This window comes from Streptomyces sp. MGP-BFMKR1 (assembly GCF_057766585.1).
The window spans coordinates 2,951,703-2,968,653 of record NZ_CM173408.1; the positions used below are offsets into that span (position 1 = coordinate 2,951,703).

10 protein-coding genes and 1 pseudogene are annotated in these 16,951 nt (G+C 71.1%); 4 read left to right on the forward strand and 7 right to left on the reverse strand.

What is annotated here, in order from left to right; all coding sequences use genetic code 11:
* Positions 1-72: 72 nt before the first annotated feature.
* From AC3CHW_RS10975 to AC3CHW_RS11005, 7 genes and pseudogenes are all read right to left on the reverse strand, one after another.
* Positions 73-1,239, reverse strand: coding sequence for an ABC transporter ATP-binding protein (locus AC3CHW_RS10975; RefSeq protein ID WP_398609386.1), 1,167 nt, complete (start codon positions 1,237-1,239; stop codon positions 73-75).
* Positions 1,232-2,289 (reverse strand): annotated as a pseudogene (locus AC3CHW_RS10980) (ABC transporter ATP-binding protein). The gene AC3CHW_RS10975 and the pseudogene AC3CHW_RS10980 overlap by 8 nt, the downstream one beginning before the upstream one ends.
* An 11-nt stretch (positions 2,290-2,300) precedes the next feature.
* Entirely contained in the window at positions 2,301-3,308 is a 1,008-nt protein-coding gene (locus AC3CHW_RS10985) for an ABC transporter permease (protein ID WP_187063730.1), read from the reverse strand.
* Positions 3,301-4,227: an ABC transporter permease gene (locus tag AC3CHW_RS10990; protein ID WP_187063731.1), complete on the reverse strand. Its 927-nt coding sequence runs from the start codon at positions 4,225-4,227 to the stop codon at positions 3,301-3,303. The genes AC3CHW_RS10985 and AC3CHW_RS10990 overlap by 8 nt, the downstream gene beginning before the upstream one ends.
* A gap of 116 nt (positions 4,228-4,343) precedes the next feature.
* Positions 4,344-5,975, reverse strand: coding sequence for a peptide ABC transporter substrate-binding protein (locus tag AC3CHW_RS10995; protein ID WP_398609388.1), 1,632 nt, complete (start codon positions 5,973-5,975; stop codon positions 4,344-4,346).
* Positions 5,976-7,011: 1,036 nt separating this feature from the next.
* Positions 7,012-8,916: a translational GTPase TypA gene (gene typA, locus AC3CHW_RS11000; RefSeq protein ID WP_398609389.1), complete on the reverse strand. Its 1,905-nt coding sequence runs from the start codon at positions 8,914-8,916 to the stop codon at positions 7,012-7,014.
* Positions 8,917-9,195: 279 nt separating this feature from the next.
* Positions 9,196-11,871 (reverse strand): ABC transporter substrate-binding protein, encoded by a 2,676-nt coding sequence (locus tag AC3CHW_RS11005; RefSeq protein ID WP_488470316.1) that lies wholly within the window; start codon positions 11,869-11,871, stop codon positions 9,196-9,198.
* 348 nt (positions 11,872-12,219) lie between these two features.
* Here AC3CHW_RS11005 and AC3CHW_RS11010 point away from each other — a divergent pair, with 348 nt between their 5' ends.
* The 4 genes from AC3CHW_RS11010 to AC3CHW_RS11025 all read left to right on the forward strand — a co-directional run bounded on the left by AC3CHW_RS11010 (position 12,220) and on the right by AC3CHW_RS11025 (position 16,808).
* The gene (locus AC3CHW_RS11010; RefSeq protein WP_398609391.1) at positions 12,220-12,504 is read left to right on the forward strand and encodes a hypothetical protein; all 285 of its coding nucleotides are present in this window, start codon (positions 12,220-12,222) and stop codon (positions 12,502-12,504) included.
* Between the two features lie 525 nt (positions 12,505-13,029).
* Positions 13,030-13,857: a hypothetical protein gene (locus AC3CHW_RS11015; RefSeq protein ID WP_488470317.1), complete on the forward strand. Its 828-nt coding sequence runs from the start codon at positions 13,030-13,032 to the stop codon at positions 13,855-13,857.
* 99 nt (positions 13,858-13,956) lie between these two features.
* A complete protein-coding gene (locus tag AC3CHW_RS11020) occupies positions 13,957-16,044 on the forward strand; it encodes a fumarate reductase/succinate dehydrogenase flavoprotein subunit (RefSeq protein WP_488470318.1) in 2,088 nt (695 codons plus the stop codon).
* Complete coding sequence (locus tag AC3CHW_RS11025; protein ID WP_488470319.1) at positions 16,041-16,808, forward strand: succinate dehydrogenase/fumarate reductase iron-sulfur subunit; 768 nt, start codon at positions 16,041-16,043, stop codon at positions 16,806-16,808. The genes AC3CHW_RS11020 and AC3CHW_RS11025 overlap by 4 nt, the downstream gene beginning before the upstream one ends.
* Positions 16,809-16,951: the final 143 nt, after the last annotated feature.

Here is a 16,951-nt window from a genome sequence, read left to right on the forward strand (position 1 = left end):
TCTCGTCAGGAACAGCCCGTGGAGCCCTCGCCGCAGCGGCGAGAGAACCCACCCTCGCCTCAGCGGCGAGCGTCACGCGTGGACGACGTCCTTCTCCTCCGCGAAGTGGCACGCCGACTCGTGTGCCGCGGGGGTGTTCTGGCCGACGAACCGTTCCGGGATCGCGAGCAGCGGCACCTCCTTGGCGCACTTGTCCTCCGCCTTCCAGCAGCGGGTGCGGAAGCGGCAGCCGGAGGGCGGGTTGGCCGGCGAGGGGACGTCTCCGGAGAGGATGATCCGCTCGCGGCCGTCGCGGGCCTCCGGGTCGGGGACGGGGACCGCCGACAGCAGCGCCTGGGTGTAGGGGTGCGTCGGGTGGTCGTAGATCTCCTCGTCCGTGCCGATCTCGGCCATCTTGCCCAGGTACATCACGCCGACCCGGTCGGAGATGTGCCGGACGATGGACAGGTCGTGCGCGATGAAGATGTAGGACAGGTTGAACTCGTCCTGGAGCTTCTCCATCAGGTTGATGACCTGCGCCTGCACCGACACGTCCAGCGCCGAGACCGGCTCGTCGCAGATGATGATCTCCGGGTTGAGCGCGAGGCCGCGGGCGATGCCGATGCGCTGGCGCTGACCGCCGGAGAACTGGTGCGGGTACCGGTTGATGTACTCCGGGTTCAGGCCCACCACGTCGAGCAGGTCCTGCACCTTGCGGCGCCGGTCGCCCTTGGGCGCGACCTCCGGGTGGATCTCGAAGGGCTCCCCGATGATGTCGCCGACCGTCATGCGCGGGTTCAGCGACGTGTAGGGGTCCTGGAAGACCATCTGGATGTTGCGGCGTACGGCCTTCAGCGCGCGCCCGGACAGCTTGGTGATGTCCTGGCCCTTGTAGAAGACCTCGCCCGCGGTCGCCTGCTCCAGCGTCATCAGCAGCTTGGCGACCGTGGACTTGCCACAGCCGGACTCGCCGACGATGCCCAGCGTCTCGCCCTGGTAGAGGTCGAACGAGATGCCGTCCACGGCCTTGACCGCGCCGATCTGGCGCTTGAAGAGGATGCCCTGGGTCAGCGGGAAGTGCTTGACCAGGTTGCGCACCTGGAGGATCGGCTCGCCGCGCTCGACGGGTGCGTCGAGTACGGCCTCCACCTCCTCGACGGACGCGGCCTCGACCACGTCCACCTCGGTCACGTTCGGGGTGGTGTCCCGGGGCGCGCCCTTCTGGTCGGCCGCCTCGTCCTTCTTGGTGGGGTCAGCCATGGATCGTCTCCTTCCAGAAGTGGCACGCGCTGCCGCGGCCCGGCAGGTCGGTGCCGTCCCGCTCGGTCACGGGGTGCAGGATCGGCACCTCGCTGCGGCAGATGTCCTGCGCCTTGGGGCAGCGCGGGTTGAACGCGCAGCCCGGGGAATCCGCGTCAGGTTGGGCGGCAGGCCCTTGATCGCGTACAGCTCCTGGCCCTTCTGGTCCAGGCGCGGGATCGAGTCGAGCAGGCCACGGGTGTACGGGTGCGCGGGGCGCTTGTACAGCTCGTGCACGGGCGCGGTCTCCACGATGCGGCCCGCGTACATCACCGCGATCTTGTCCGCGACGTCGGCGACCACGCCGAGGTCGTGGGTGATCAGGATGAGGCCCATGTTGTACTCGGCCTGCAACTCCGCGAGCAGGTCCATGACCTGGGCCTGCACGGTCACGTCGAGCGCGGTGGTCGGCTCGTCCGCGATGATCAGGTCGGGCTCCAGCGCCATCGCCATGGCGATCATGATGCGCTGGCGCATACCGCCGGAGAACTGGTGCGGGTAGTCGTTCACCCGGTCCTTGGCGGCGGGGATGCGGACCCGGTCCATCAGCTCGATGGACTTGGCCTTGGCGGCCTTGCGGGACATCCCCTGGTGCACCCGGAACATCTCGCCGAGCTGGTAGCCCACGGAGAGCACCGGGTTCAGCGAGGACAGCGCGTCCTGGAAGATCATCGCGATCTTGCGGCCGCGGATCTGCCGGCGCTCCTCGTTGGACATGGTCAGCATGTCCTCGCCACGGAACCGGATCTCGCCCTGCGGGATACGGCCCGGCGGCATGTCGAGGATGCCCATGACGGCCTGGGCCGTCACGGACTTGCCGGACCCGGACTCGCCGAGCACGGCCAGCGTCTCGCCGGCGCGGACGCTGTAGTTCACCCCGTTGACGGCCTTGACCAGGCTGTCCCGGGTCTTGAACTCGACGTGCAGGTCCCGGACTTCGAGGAGCGGGGTGGTGCCGTCGTCTTCGATGCGCCGACTGGGGGCGCTCGCGGTCTTGTCCATAGTGGTCACGTACGCCTCCCTCAGCGCAGCTTGGGGTCGAGGGCGTCGCGCACCGCGTCGCCGAGCATGATGAACGCGAAGACGGTCAGGGTCAGCATGCCGGCCGGGAAGAACAGGGCGTGCGGGTTGTTCCGCACCACCTTGGACGCGGACGAGATGTCGATGCCCCAGGAAACCGTCGGCTCCGCGAGTCCCATGCCCAGGTAGGACAGGGTGGCCTCGGCCGAGATGTAGCCGCCGAGCGCGATGGTCGCGACAACGATCACCGGTGCCATGGCGTTCGGCAGGATGTGCTTGATCAGGATGCGGCTGGTGCCGGCACCCAGTGCCTTGGCCGCCACCACGTAGTCCGCCTGCTTGGTCGTGATGACCGAGCCACGCATGACGCGGGCTATCTGCGTCCAGCCGAGGAAGGCCAGCGCGCCGATGACGACGGGCACCGAGCGGTCGGTGAACGCGTTCAGCACGACGAGCGCGCCGAGCAGGAACGGGATGCCGAAGAACACGTCGGTGATGCGCGAGAGCAGGGCGTCCAGCCAGCCGCCGAAGTAGCCGGCGAGCATGCCCATCAGGCCGCCGACGATGGTCACGATGACCGTGACGCCGACGCCGACCTGGATGGAGGCGCGGGTGCCGTAGATGACCCGGGCGTAGATGCTGCGGCCCTGGTTGTCGTAGCCGAACCAGTCCGCCGTGAAGAAGCTGCCCAGCTCCGGCTTCTTGAGGAAGTGGTTGGTCAGGTCCGCGTCGCGCGGGTCGGCGCTGGTGAACCAGCCCGGGAAGAGCGCGATGAAGACCAGCAGCACCACGAGGAAGCTGGAGATGATGAAGTACGGGTTGCGCCGCAGGTCGCGCCAGGCGTCGCCCCACAGGCTGCGGGCCTTCTCCTCGCGCACCTTGTCCTCGAGCGACGGGCCGGCGGCCGGTGCCTTCGGGCTGGTCGGGGTCGCGCCTCGATCTGCGGCGACCGCCGCGTTGCCGGCGCGGGTCCCGGGGCCGGACTGCGGATTGTCGTAGATCTCAGGCATAGCGAATCCTCGGGTCCAGGACCGCGTACAGCAGGTCGATGATCAGGGACATGGCGAGGTAGACGAAGACCAGGCAGGTCACGATGCCCACCACGGTGCTTCCCTCGCGTCGGACCAGCCCCTGGTACAGAGCGCCGCCCACGCCCTGGACGTTGAAGATGCCCTCGGTGACGATGGCGCCGCCCATCAGCGCGCCCAGGTCGGTGCCGAGGAAGGTGACGACGGGGATCAGCGAGTTGCGCAGCAGGTGGTTGACGACGATGCGCCGCTTGGGCAGGCCCTTGGCGAGCGCGGTGCGCATGTAGTCGGCCCGCAGGTTCTCCGCGACGGTGGTACGCGTCAACCGCGCCACGTAGGCCAGCGAGAGGGAGCCGAGCACGATGCCTGGTAGCACCAACTCCTGCATGTTCATGGAGTCCTGGACCGTTGGTGTGGTCCACCCCAGTTCCGTGCCGAACACCGTCTGGAAGATATAGGCCAGAACGAAGACCGGGATCGAGATGACCAGCAGGGTGAGGATCAGCACGCCGCGGTCCACGATCTTGCCCCGCTTCATGCCGGCGAAGACACCGAGGACGAGGCCGAGGATCATCTCGAAGAGGAGCGCGATGATGGCGAGCCGGATGGTGACCGGGAAGGCGTCCGTCAGGATCTCGGAGACCGGCCGTCCGCCGACGGTCTTGCCGAAGTCCGCCTGGAACAGGCCCTTCATGTAGTCCAGGTACTGCTGCCACAGCGGGTCGTCGAGCCCGTACTCATGACGGAGCGCGGCGAGCTGGGTGGGGTCTGGCGCCTTGTCACCCCACAGCGCCCGGATGGGGTCGCCGGGCAGGGTACGCACCATGACGAAGATGAGAAAGGTTGTCCCGATGAAGACCGGGATCATCTGGAGCAGTCGCCGCGCGACGTATCGCCCCATCGTGCCTCCGTTCTGGGGTCGGCCGAAGGCAGCCGCGCTCCAGGTAAGGAACCGGCTGCCCCCGTGGCCCGAGGGGCGCCCGGTTCGGGGCGCCCCTCGGCATCAACGTCCGACGACTACTTCTGCTTCACCGTGATGTCGGTGAGGATCGGGTCGCCCTTCTGGTTGAACTTCACGTTCGAAACGTTCTTCGAGTAACCAGCGTTGACCTTGTAGTACCAGAGCGGGATGGCCGGGAAGGTGTTCTTGAGCTGCTGCTCGGCCAGGTTGTACTCCTTGGCCGACTCCTCCAGCGTCTTGGCGTTGTCCGCCTTCTTCACCAGGTCATCGAACTTCTTGTCCGAGAAGGCGCCCTTGTTGCCGGCGACGCCGGTGCCGTACAGGTCCCGGAGGAAGTTGCCGTTGAACGGGTAGTCCAGCACCCAGCCGGACCGGTACATCGACTTGACCTGCTTGTTGTCGCGGGCCTCCAGGTCGGCCTGGAAGTCGGCCTTGGAGTCACCCACGCACTCGACGCCCACGGACTTGCGGATCGAGCCGCACACCGCGTCGACCCACTCCTTGTGGCCGCCGTCGGCGTTGTACTGGATCTTGATGGCGTTCTTCGGGACGCCACCGCCCTGCTTGATCAGGTCCTTGGCCTTGGCGGGGTCGAACTTGCAGAACTCGCCACAGGCGTCGGCCTGGTAGCCGAGCACGCCCTTGGCGACCCAGCCGGTGGCGGGGACGCGGGTGCCCTGGAGCACCGTCTTGGTGATCGTCTCGCGGTCGATCGCCATCGACAGGCCCTGGACGACCTTGACGTCGATGTCCTTGAACTGCGTGTTGTAGAACGCCGGGTTGATCGTCTGGATCGCCGAGTAGTCCTGGTCGATCGCGCGGTTGCCGAGGTCGCTCTTGTAGTTCGGCAGGTCGTTCGGCGGGACCTGGCGGATCACGTCGACGTTGTCGGAGACGAGGTCCTTGTAGGCCGCCTCGGGCTGCGAGTAGTTCTTGAAGATCACGCCGCCGTTCTTGGCCTTGTTCGAACCCTGGTACTCAGGGTACGTCTCGACCTCGATCTGCTTGTTGTGATCCCACTTCACGAACTTGTACGGGCCGTTGCCGACCGGCTTCTGGCCGTAGCCCTTGGGGTCCTGGAAGAAGCCCGAGGGGAGCGGCGAGAAGACCTCGTAGCCCAGCTTGTACTCGAAGTACGGGACCGGCGAGACCAGCTCGATGGTGAAGGTGGTGTCGTCGACGACCTTCAGGCCCGACATCTTGTCGGTCTTGGCGTCACCCTTCTCCGGGTGGACGTCCTCGTAGCCCTTGATGTCGGCGAACCAGGAGCTGTTCTGCTGGTTGTTCTTCGTGGCAGCGGCCCAGTTCCAGGCGTCCACGTACGACTTCGACGTGACCGCCTCGCCGTTGTGGAACTTCCAGCCCTTCTTGAGCTTGATCGTCCAGAGCTTGCTGTCCTTCGTGGTGACGGACTCGGCGTTCTCCTTGACGATCTTGCCGGTGCCCGGCTCGTAGTCAACGAGGCCCTGGAACAGCGACCGGATGACGGCGCTGCCGTACGACTCCATCGTGTTCGCCGGCTGCAGCGGCTTCTGCGGCTCACCGTTGTCGAAGACGACCTTGCCACTCTTGTCGACCGGGCCGTCGTTGCCGCTGTCGCTGTCACTGTTGCCGCCGCCGCAAGCCGTCGCGGCCAGCGCCACGACCGCCGCCATCGCGACCCACTTGGCGCTACTGGCACCGCGCATGGGATTGCCTCCTCAGGAGTCCACTGTCACTACGAGAGAGGGCACCGGATACGCGCTGACACCCCTGACAGCGACATAAGACCCGGCACCCCGAGTGTGCTCGTAGGTCGGCGCTCCCCACAGCGCGTGACCCATTGACCCGAGCTCAATGGACCCCATGATTGAGCACGCCTGGCCCGTAAACCACACTTAAAGGGTCTCGCTTTGGTCACATCGCCCGAGGACGGAGTACCGAAATCCGGACAAAGGCATCACAGACAGACACCCCCGAAACGGACTGTTAATACAACATCCGGAACGGCTTCACCGATATCCGAACGCCCGTTGAGGGAAAACTTGTTGACTGGCCTCGCCCTGTCCCACCCTCAGATCGGGTGGCCGGCGGCGGCGGAGCGGACTCCGCGCGCCCGGCGCGCGACGCAGCGTGAGGGCGCGACCCGGCGCGGCCGGTGGCGCGGTCACGCACCGCACTCGGCGGTGACGTGCGCGGCGACGTACGCGGAGCCGTGAGTCAAGACGTACGCCGGCGCCGCGTCAACCCCCCGTCGATGCGGGGCGGTTCGAAGAACAGGCCAAGATTCTGCCTCGCGCCCGCGCGACGGTGAGCACCGGGGGTCCGGTCGGCGCCCCCGCGCCTGCTCCGCGAGCCGGCGCGCGCCGCCAGGCCACCCGCGCGCTGACGCAACGTGATGGCGCACCAGGCCGGCCCTCTTCGACCCGGTGGCCCGATCTCGCCGGGCGCCCGGCTCGCCGCGTACCGCCTGCTCGCCCGCGTACGTCCCGGTGGCGGCGGGTCTGTCCGGTGTGACCGTGCCTGGCCCAGCGGGCGCCGTGCCTGGCCCAGCGGGCGCCGTGGCGGGCCCTGGGGCGCCGGACGAGGCCCTGCCGCCGGGGGCCGGGCGCGCCGGCGCCGGATACGGCGACGGCCCCGGCACGGAGCGATCCGTGCCGGGGCCGTCGCCCGGGAACCTCACCCGGCGCGCGGGCGGCGAGGCCCGCGCGCGGGGAGTGGTGCTCGGCGCTTGGCGCGCGGTGCTCAGCGCTTGGCGCGCGAGGCCGCCCGGCCGCGCTCCTTCTGGTCGAGGACGACCTTGCGGATGCGGACCGCCTCCGGCGTCACCTCGACGCACTCGTCGTCGCGGCAGAACTCGAGGGACTGCTCAAGCGAGAGCTTGCGCGGCGGGACGATCGCCTCGAAGGAGTCGGCCGAGGCCGAGCGCATGTTGGTGAGCTTCTTCTCCTTGGTGATGTTCACGTCCATGTCGTCGGAGCGCGAGTTCTCGCCGACGATCATGCCCTCGTACACCTCGGTGCCGGGCTCGGTGAACAGCACGCCGCGCTCCTGGAGGTTGGTCATCGCGAACGCGGTGACCGAGCCCGCGCGGTCGGCGACCAGGGAGCCGTTGTTACGGGTGACCAGCTCGCCGAACCACGGCTCGTGGCCCTCGTGGATGGAGTGCGCGATGCCCGTGCCACGGGTGTTGGTCAGGAACTCCGTACGGAACCCGATCAGGCCACGCGAGGGGACGATGAACTCCATCCGCACCCAGCCAGAGCCGTGGTTGGACATGTTGTCCATCCGGCCCTTGCGGGTGCCCATGAGCTGGGTGACCGCGCCCATGTGCTCCTCGGGCACGTCGATGGTGATGCGCTCGATCGGCTCGTGCAGCTTGCCGTCGATCTCCTTGGTGACCACCTGCGGCTTGCCGATGGTCAGCTCGAAGCCCTCCCGGCGCATCGTCTCGACCAGGATGGCCAGCGCCAGCTCGCCGCGGCCCTGCACCTCCCACGCGTCCGGGCGCTCGGTGTCGAGCACGCGCAGCGAGACGTTACCGATCAGCTCGCGGTCCAGCCGGTCCTTGACCTGGCGGGCGGTGACCTTGCGGTCCTTGACGGCGGCCTTGGCCTCCGCGCCCTTGCCGGTGCCACCCCGGCCGACCAGCGGCGAGGTGTTGGTGCCGATCGTCATGGAGATCGCGGGCTCGTCCACGGTGATCAGCGGCAGCGCCACCGGGTTCTCCGGGTCGGCCAGCGTCTCGCCGATCATGATGTCCGGGATACCGGCGACGGCGCAGATGTCGCCCGGGCCCGCCTTCTCGGCCGGCTTGCGGGTCAGCGCCTCGGTCATCATCAGCTCGCTGATGCGCACGCTGGACACCGTGCCGTCGCGCTTGATCCACGCGACGGTCTGGCCCTTCTTCAGCTCGCCCTGCTCGACGCGGAGCAGCGCGATGCGGCCGAGGAAGTTGTCCGCGTCCAGGTTGGTCACGTGCGCCTGGAGCGAGCCGCCCTCCTCGTACTCGGGGGCCGGCACGTGCGACAGGAGCGTGGTGAAGAACGGCTCCAGGTTCTCGCTGTCGGTCGGGACGGTGCCGTCCTCCGGCTTGGTCAGCGAGGCGACGCCGTCGCGGGCGCAGGCGTAGACGATCGGGAACTCGATCTGCTCCTCGTCGGCGTCCAGGTCCAGGAAGAGGTCGTACGTCTCGTTGACGACCTCGTCGATGCGCGCGTCGGGGCGGTCGGTCTTGTTGATGCACAGGATGACCGGCATCCGGGCCGCGAGCGCCTTGCGAAGCACGAAGCGGGTCTGCGGCAGCGGACCCTCGGAGGCGTCCACCAGGAGCACGACCGCGTCCACCATCGACAGACCGCGCTCGACCTCGCCACCGAAGTCGGCGTGGCCAGGGGTGTCGATGATGTTGATGGTGATCGGGTCACCACCGTCCTTGGGGTGGTACTTGACGGCGGTGTTCTTCGCCAGGATCGTGATGCCCTTCTCACGCTCCAGGTCGTTGGAGTCCATCATCCGGTCGTCAAGCTTCTCGGCCGCGTGCGCCGCGAAGGCACCCGCCTGCTTGAGCATGGCGTCGACGAGGGTCGTCTTGCCGTGGTCGACGTGGGCGACGATGGCTACGTTACGAATATCGTGGCGCGTGGGCACTGCGGCGCTTCTCCCGGAATTGTGGATCGCGACGTACGGTCCGGTACGCGCGCTGCCGGGCAAACCTAAAGCCTCGGCCTTACCCCATGGTACGGGGCAAGGGCGGCAACGGCCGCCCCAGCCCGGCCCCCACCCCCGCCCGACACCGGTGGTTCCCAGCTCAGGGCCGCTCCACCAACCCCGGCTTTACCTGCCCTTTCCCCATCCTTCGCGTGCGGGCGGGCCCCGCCTGGGCCCCGGGCGCCCTGCCGGGGCCGCTCGTCCACCGCGGCCGCTGGTCTACCGCCGCTCCGCCTTGGCGTCCTCGGACTTCGCGTAGCCGATGTCCTGGTAGCGCGGGGTGGCCAGGCCGAAGGCGCCCACGTTGGCCAGGCTGGAGCGGGCCGCGATCAGTTGCGGGCGCTGGAAGAGGGGCAGGGAGCCGGCGGCGGCCCAGATACGGGCGTCGGCCCGCTGGAGCAGCTTGCGCGCCGCGGACTCGTCCAGCTCGGTGGACGCCTGCTCGAAGAGCTGGTCGATCTGGTGGGTGCCGACCCGGGTGTAGTTCTGCTCCACCAGCAGCGAGCCGTCGGCCGCCGGGCGCGGCTTGGCGAAGATCGGGCGGGCGTCGGTGGCCGGGAAGGCCGTGGCCGGCCAGGAGTAGAGGGCCAGGTCGAAGTCGCCCTTGGCGACGTAGGTACGGAAGTACTGGTCGTCGGGGACGCGTACGACGTCGGTCTGGATGCCGATCTTCCCGAGCATCGCCACGACGCGCTTCCCGACCTCGCGTACCTGCTCGGTCCCCGGGCCGCTGGGCAGCACGAACCGGAGCAGCAGCGGCCGGCCGTCCTTGACCCGCACCGGCGCGCCACCGGGCAGCGCCCGGGGCCCGGCGTCCCCGGCCCGGTCGGCGCCCCGCCGGTCGCCTCCGTCGCCCGCCGGGCCCCGGCCCTGCGGGCGGTCGCGTTCCGGCTGGTCCCGGCCCGGGGCGCGGGCCACCGTGCCGGCCGCGCCCGCGGCACCCGCCTGCTCCGCCGCGTCGGCGTCGGCGTCGAGGGCGGGGGTGTCGGCGGCCGGGTCCGTGTCGGTCGCGGCGTCGGAGTCCGCGTCGGCGTCGATGTCGGCCGGTGCGCCGGTGCGCACGCCGGTGTTCGGGCGGGCGTCGGTGCCGGTGCCGGTGCCCGGGTCCGCCTCCCCGTTCTCGTCGGCGTCCCGCTTGGCGTCCGCCGACTGGCGTGGCAGGGGGCCGTCGCCCTGTTGCCAGCCCGCGTCGGCGAGCAGCGAGCGGGCCGCGGCGGCGTCCCGGCCGCCGAGGGCGCCGCTGTTGTCCCGGTATCCGTGCTGGCCCGCCATGGTCAGGTGGCTGCCGAGCGGCTTCGCCGACAGGCCGAGCGGTTCGAAGACCGCGTCGGTCAGCTCCTGGCGGTCGATGGCCCGGGCGACGGCCCGGCGCACCCGCTCGTCGGCGAGCGGCCCGGCCGTGCCGTTCAGGGCGAGCTGGGTGTAGGCGGGTGCGAGGGACCTGCGGACGGTGAACGCGCCGAGCGCCCTGGTCTCGGCCGCGCGCCGGGCCGCCGCCGCGCGCTCGTCGGCCACCGCCCGTACGGCGGCGGCGCGCTCCCGCCGCGGGCCGTACTCGATCACCCAGGAGCGCAGCGCGCCGGCCGCGCTGACCATGGCCGCCCGCCCGGCCCCGAGCTCGGGCGTCGTGCCGCCGGCCACGTTCGGGCCGGCCCCGGCCGGCGCCCCGCCGGCCGGTCGCTCGGCGCCCACCACTCCGGACGCCTCGCCGGTGCCGCCCGCCGCCGCGACGCGGTCGGCGGTGGCGGCGTCCACCTCGGCCACGTCGAGCCGGCCGGAGGCCAGCGCGGCGGCCCGCTCGGCGCGCGGCACCGGTGTCAGCACCAGCTTGTCGAGCCGAGCGGGATCGCCCCACCAGCGCGGGTTGCGCACCAGCGTCAGCGGGGCCTCGGCATCCGCCGCGCGCCCGTGCCGGCCCCGGCCCTCGCGCCGCCCGTCACGCGGGCCCCGCTCCGCGCCCCGCGCCTCGGCCGCCTCGTCGCCTTCGTCCGCGCCCGCCTCGTCGCCCGACGTGCCCGACGTGCCCGACCCACGCTCGGCCTGCTCGGCCCGCTGGTCCTGGTCGTCCCGTTGGCCCTGGTCGGCCTGCTTGTCCTGCTCGTCTTGGTCGGCCCGCTCGTCCTGGTCGGTCGGCCTGTCCTGGTCGGCCTGCTCGTCCCGCTCGTCCTGCTCGGAGCGGTCCGCGTCCTGTCGGGCCGGCATGAACGGGCCCGCGCTGGCGGGGAGTTGGTGGCTGGCGCCCTCGTTGAACGCCTTCGGGTCGCCCATCACGCTCTTCGGGTACAGCGGCGTGAACAGGGCCCGCCAGTCCGCGTACGGGCGGCGGAACGTGACCTCCACCTCGCCGGGTTCGCGGCCCGGCGCGATGCGCTCGATGCGTTCGTAACCGGCGTTGCGGGCCGTCCAGTACGCCCGGTCCTTGCCGCGCAGGGCCCGCCACTGGGCCCGGAAGTCGGCCACGCCCAGCGCCCGGCCGTCGCTCCAGGCGGCCTCGGGGTTGAGCCGGTAGCGCACCACCTGTCGCGGCTCGCGGTCGGCGACCTCGGCCGACTCCAGGTAGTCGGGGTTGCGGACGGCGCGGCCCCGCGCGTCGAGGGTGAACAGCATGGGCAGCACCGCGCCGGCCACCCGGTCGGTGCCGGCGTCGGCCTTCGCGTGGAAGGCGTTGAGGGTGGCGGGCCTGGCGTCCACGGCCCAGCGCACGGTGCCGCGCCCGGACAACTCGGCGCGGGCGGCGTCGGCGACGTCGTGCGAGACCGGCGCCGCCGCCGCGTCCTCGCCCCCGGAACCACACCCGGCCAGCAGCGGAAGCGGCAACAGCACTCCGGCCGCGAACAGCGCGGCGCAGCGGCGGGTACGGGTCGCCGGGCCCCTCGTGACGCCGTCGACGGGCATGGCTGGTACCTCCGGGTGACTTCGCCGCTTATCGGATGGACTGATCACTCACTGAAGGCGACGACACGGGGCACGCCACGCCGACACGGCGGGTCACAACTCAACGCCACCCGGCCGGCCTAGCCCATTCTGACCAGCGGCGTCGTGGTCGCGAAGGCACGCCACCCGGACGGCCTAGCGGTGCCGAATCAGGCCCGCGCGCGGGTCTAGTCTTGAGGCGGGAGGGGCGCGATATGACCGGTGTGCGCCCAGAATCCCGGCAGATCTCTTCCCAACAGCGGGCGCGGCGCGCGACACTCGCTGTCGCATGAGTGTCGCCGTCCGCAACCGCGGAAGTGAGGACAAGTCATGTCCGTGCACGACGATTTGACGGCCGTTCAGCGAAGTCTCGACGACCTGGTCCGCTCCGTCGGGCGCCTGGAGAAACAGGTCGGGTCCGACAGTCTGGACGTCCGCAGGGTGCGTACCGACGCGGACCATCTCCGCGAGAGCGTCGCGCTGTTGCGCGCGGCGTCCCCCTCGGAAACGGTCCGGACGGAGCGGGTGCCCATCCCCGACACCCCCTACGACCGCACGCTGTGGGCGGACGCCGAGGACGAGGGCCTCGGCTCCCGGGAGGGCCGCGCCCCCTAGTGAAGCCGCTCCACCGTGGGCTAGCCGGGGCCCGGGCGCCGGCGCGCGCCGCACGGCGCGTGGCCGCCCGGGCCGCGCCACTCCCCCGGCCGGGCGCCCTCGGAGCGGCACCACGCCGGGGCGTACGGCGGGCCCGGCGTCCGCCCGGCGCGTGCGGTGCGCCGGCGCCCCGCGACCGGCCGGTCGCCGCGGGTCAGGGCCGTACGGCCCGGCCGACGCCCACCGCACCACGTCCCACCCCGCACCACCAGCCGCACCCCCGCGCGCACGCCCGGTCCGCGCGCCGGCCCGCGCTCACGCACCCGCGCGCCGCCCGTACGCCGCCGGCCGCCCGGGCGCCGCACCCACCCGCCGCGCCGGCCCGCACCGCACCACGCCACACCCGCACCGCGCACCCCGCCGCATGGCACCCGCACCACACCGCTCACCGCCCCACCCGTCCGCCACCCCGCCCATCCACTCATCCGCCCATCCGCCCATCCGCCCGCAGATCCGAGCCGCTACCACGCCACCGCGGAGTCTCCCTTGGCCACAGGCACCGACCCCCACGTCCGGACGGGAGCGCGCGGCGTGCACGGCACGCTGCGCGCCGCCATCCCGGAACGCCACCTGCGCACCGACCGCTGGTGGCTGCCGCCCGCCGCGACCGCGGCCGGACTGCTCGCCTTCGTCGTCTACTCGACCTGGCGGGCGTTCTCCAACGCCGACTACTACGACGCGCCCTACGTCTCGCCGTTCTACTCGCCGTGCCTGGCCGAGAACTGCGAGCCGATGCGCGACGGCCCCAACTGGGCCCTGTTCGGCACCTGGTGGGGCCTGTCCCCCTCGATCCTGATCCTGATCCTGCCGCTGGGCTTCCGGCTGACCTGCTACTACTACCGCAAGGCGTACTACCGCGGCTTCTGGGCCTCGCCCCCGGCGTGCGCGGTGCCCGAGCCCCGGCAGAAGTACACCGGTGAGACCCGCTTCCCGCTGATCATGCAGAACATCCACCGGTACTTCTTCTACGCCGCGCTGCTCGTCGCCAGCATCCTGACGTACGACACCGTGCTCACCTTCCGCGACGAGCACTACGAGTGGGGCCACATGGGCCTCGGCACGGTCGTCTTCGCGGCCAACGCCGTACTGCTGTGGATGTACACGCTCTCCTGCCACTCCTGCCGGCACATCGTCGGCGGGCGGCTCAAGCACTTCTCCAAGCACCCGGTGCGCTACCGGCTGTGGGGCTGGGTCGGCAAGCTCAACGCCCGGCACGCCAGGCTCGCCTGGTACTCGCTGATCAGCGTGGCGCTCGCGGACCTGTACGTGTACCTGCTGGCGATCGGAGCCTTCGACGACCCGACCATCTTCTGACACCGCCCACGGGAGCGGTGACAACGCGCCCGCGGCGCGGGCGGCGAGCCGCCCCCGGGGCCCGGGCAACTCCAAGGCTGCGAGAGGGAAACAAGAGACATGACGCAAGTCGAGCGGCAGGCGTGGGACGTCGTCGTGGTCGGCGCGGGCGGGGCGGGGCTCCGGGCCGCCATCGCGGCGCGCGAGCAGGGCATGCGCACGGCCGTCATCTGCAAGTCCCTGTTCGGCAAGGCCCACACGGTGATGGCCGAGGGCGGCATCGCGGCCAGCATGGGCAACGTCAACGAGGGCGACAACTGGCAGGTGCACTTCCGCGACACGATGCGCGGCGGGAAGTTCCTGAACCACTGGCGGATGGCCGAGCTGCACGCGCGCGAGGCCCCCGACCGGGTCTGGGAGTTGGAGACCTGGGGCGCGCTGTTCGACCGTACGGCCGACGGCCGGATCTCGCAGCGCAACTTCGGCGGCCACGAGTACCCGCGCCTGGCCCACGTCGGCGACCGCACCGGGCTCGAACTGATCCGCACCCTCCAGCAGAAGATCGTCTCGCTGCAACAGGAGGACGAGCGGGAGTTCGGCGACCACGAGGCGCGGCTCAAGGTGTTCCAGGAGTGCACCGTCACCCGCGTGCTCAAGGAGGCGGGGCCCGCGGGCGGGGCCGGGGCGCGGGTGGCCGGCGTCTTCGGCTACGAGCGCGAGTCGGGCCGCTTCTTCGTCATCGAGGCGCCGTCGGTGGTGCTGGCCACCGGCGGCATCGGCAAGTCCTTCAAGGTGACCTCCAACTCCTGGGAGTACACCGGCGACGGGCACGCGCTGGCGCTGCTGGCCGGCGCCCCGCTGATCAACATGGAGTTCGTGCAGTTCCACCCGACGGGCATGGTCTGGCCGCCGTCGGTCAAGGGCATCCTGGTCACCGAGTCGGTGCGGGGCGACGGCGGGGTGCTACGCAACAGCGAGGGCAAGCGGTTCATGTTCGACTACATCCCGGAGGTCTTCAAGGACAAGTACGCCCTCACCGAGGAGGAGGGCGACCGCTGGTACGAGGACCCGGACAACAACCGCCGCCCGCCCGAGCTGCTGCCCCGCGACGAGGTGGCCCGCGCCATCAACGCCGAGGTGAAGGCCGGCCGCGGCTCCCCGCACGGCGGCGTCTTCCTCGACGTGTCCACCCGGATGCCGGCCGAGACCATCAAGCGGCGGCTGCCGTCCATGCACCACCAGTTCAAGGAGCTGGCGGACGTGGACATCACGGCCGAGCCGATGGAGGTCGGCCCGACCTGCCACTACGTCATGGGCGGCGTCGAGGTGGACCCGGACACGGCGGCGGCCACCGGCGTGCCGGGCCTGTTCGCCGCGGGCGAGGTCGCCGGCGGCATGCACGGCTCCAACCGGCTGGGCGGCAACTCGCTCTCCGACCTGCTGGTCTTCGGCCGTAGGGCCGGCCTGTACGCGGCGCGCCACGCCGCCGACGTCGGCGCCGACCGGCCGGTGGTCGCGGCGGCCGACGCCGCGGCGGCCGAGGCGGAGGCGCTACGCCCGTTCAGCGCCGAGGAGGCGAGCGCGAGCCCGACCGGCGGGCCGGTGGAGAACCCGTACACGCTGCACCAGGAACTCCAGCAGGCGATGAACGACCTGGTGGGCATCATCCGGCGGCACGAGGAGATGGCCGAGGCGCTGCACCGGCTGGCCGGGCTGCGGGCGCGGGCCAGGCGGGCCGGCGTCGAGGGGCACCGGCAGTTCAACCCGGGCTGGCACCTGGCGCTCGACCTGCGCAACATGCTGCTGGTCAGCGAGTGCGTCGCGCGGGCGGCGCTGGAGCGTACGGAGAGCCGTGGCGGGCACACCCGCGACGACCATCCCGCGATGGACCGGGCCTGGCGCACGGTCAACCTCCAGTGCCGGCTGGCGACCGAGGAAGCGCAGGCGGCACAGCCGGTGGGCGGCGCGGCGAACGGGCCGGTGGGCGCGGGCCTCGCGGGTGGCGCGGGTGACGCGGGCCTCGCGGGTGGCGCGGCCACCGGGGTCGAGCCCGTCGCCGAGCCCGGGCTCGGCGGCCTGGTCAGCGACCAGTCCGGGCAGATCGCGCTGGCCCGCGCGGCGACGCCGCCGATCAGGCCGGACCTGCTCCAGCTCTTCGAGAGGGACGAACTGGTGAAGTATCTGACGGATGAGGAGCTGAGCCGGTGAGCTACCAGGCGCACTTCAAGGTGTGGCGCGGCGACGCCGAGGGCGGCGGGCTGCGCGACTTCACCGTCGAGGTCAACGAGGGCGAGGTGGTGCTCGACATCATCCACCGGCTCCAGGCCACCCAGGCCCCCGACCTGGCGGTGCGCTGGAACTGCAAGGCCGGCAAGTGCGGCTCGTGCAGCGCCGAGATCAACGGCCGGCCACGGCTGCTGTGCATGACGCGGATGTCGGTCTTCGAGGAGAGCGAGACCATCACGGTGACGCCGATGCGGGCGTTCCCGGTGATGCGGGACCTGGTCACGGACGTCTCGTTCAACTACGCCAAGGCCCGCGAGATCCCCGCGTTCGTGCCACCGGCCGAGCTGGGTCCCGGCGAGTACCGGATGGCCCAGCGGGACGTGGAGCGCTCGCAGGAGTTCCGCAAGTGCATCGAGTGCTTCCTGTGCCAGGACACGTGTCACGTGGTGCGGGACTTCGAGGAGAACAAGGCCGCGTTCGCCGGGCCGCGCTTCCTGATGCGCGTCGCCGAACTCGACATGCACCCGCTGGACGCCGCCGACGAGGCCGGCATCGACCGCAAGCGCACCGCCCAGGAGGAACACGGCCTCGGCTACTGCAACATCACCAAGTGCTGCACCGAGGTGTGCCCGGAGGGCATCCGGATCACCGACAACGCGCTGATCCCGCTGAAGGAGCGCGCGGTGGACCGCAAGTACGACCCGCTGGTGTGGCTGGGCAACAAGATCAGGCGCCGCGGGCAGTGACCCGGACACGGCGCGGGGCCGCCCCCCGCGCCGTGCGCCGGGCCGCGCCGGAATCCGCCCCGAGCCCGACGGGGGCCACCGCCCATGCCGTACGACCGCTCGACTCGTGCCCGTACGAGCGCTCAACCCACCGACACGACGGC

Coding starts and splice junctions, on each gene's coding strand:
- AC3CHW_RS11005 (WP_488470316.1), bottom strand. CDS start 11,871: ATGCCCGTCGACGGCGTCACGAGGGGCCCGGCGACCCGTACCCGCCGC.
- AC3CHW_RS11020 (WP_488470318.1), top strand. CDS start 13,957: ATGACGCAAGTCGAGCGGCAGGCGTGGGACGTCGTCGTGGTCGGCGCG.
- AC3CHW_RS10995 (WP_398609388.1), bottom strand. CDS start 5,975: ATGCGCGGTGCCAGTAGCGCCAAGTGGGTCGCGATGGCGGCGGTCGTG.
- AC3CHW_RS10975 (WP_398609386.1), bottom strand. CDS start 1,239: ATGGCTGACCCCACCAAGAAGGACGAGGCGGCCGACCAGAAGGGCGCG.
- AC3CHW_RS10985 (WP_187063730.1), bottom strand. CDS start 3,308: ATGCCTGAGATCTACGACAATCCGCAGTCCGGCCCCGGGACCCGCGCC.
- AC3CHW_RS10990 (WP_187063731.1), bottom strand. CDS start 4,227: ATGGGGCGATACGTCGCGCGGCGACTGCTCCAGATGATCCCGGTCTTC.
- AC3CHW_RS11010 (WP_398609391.1), top strand. CDS start 12,220: ATGTCCGTGCACGACGATTTGACGGCCGTTCAGCGAAGTCTCGACGAC.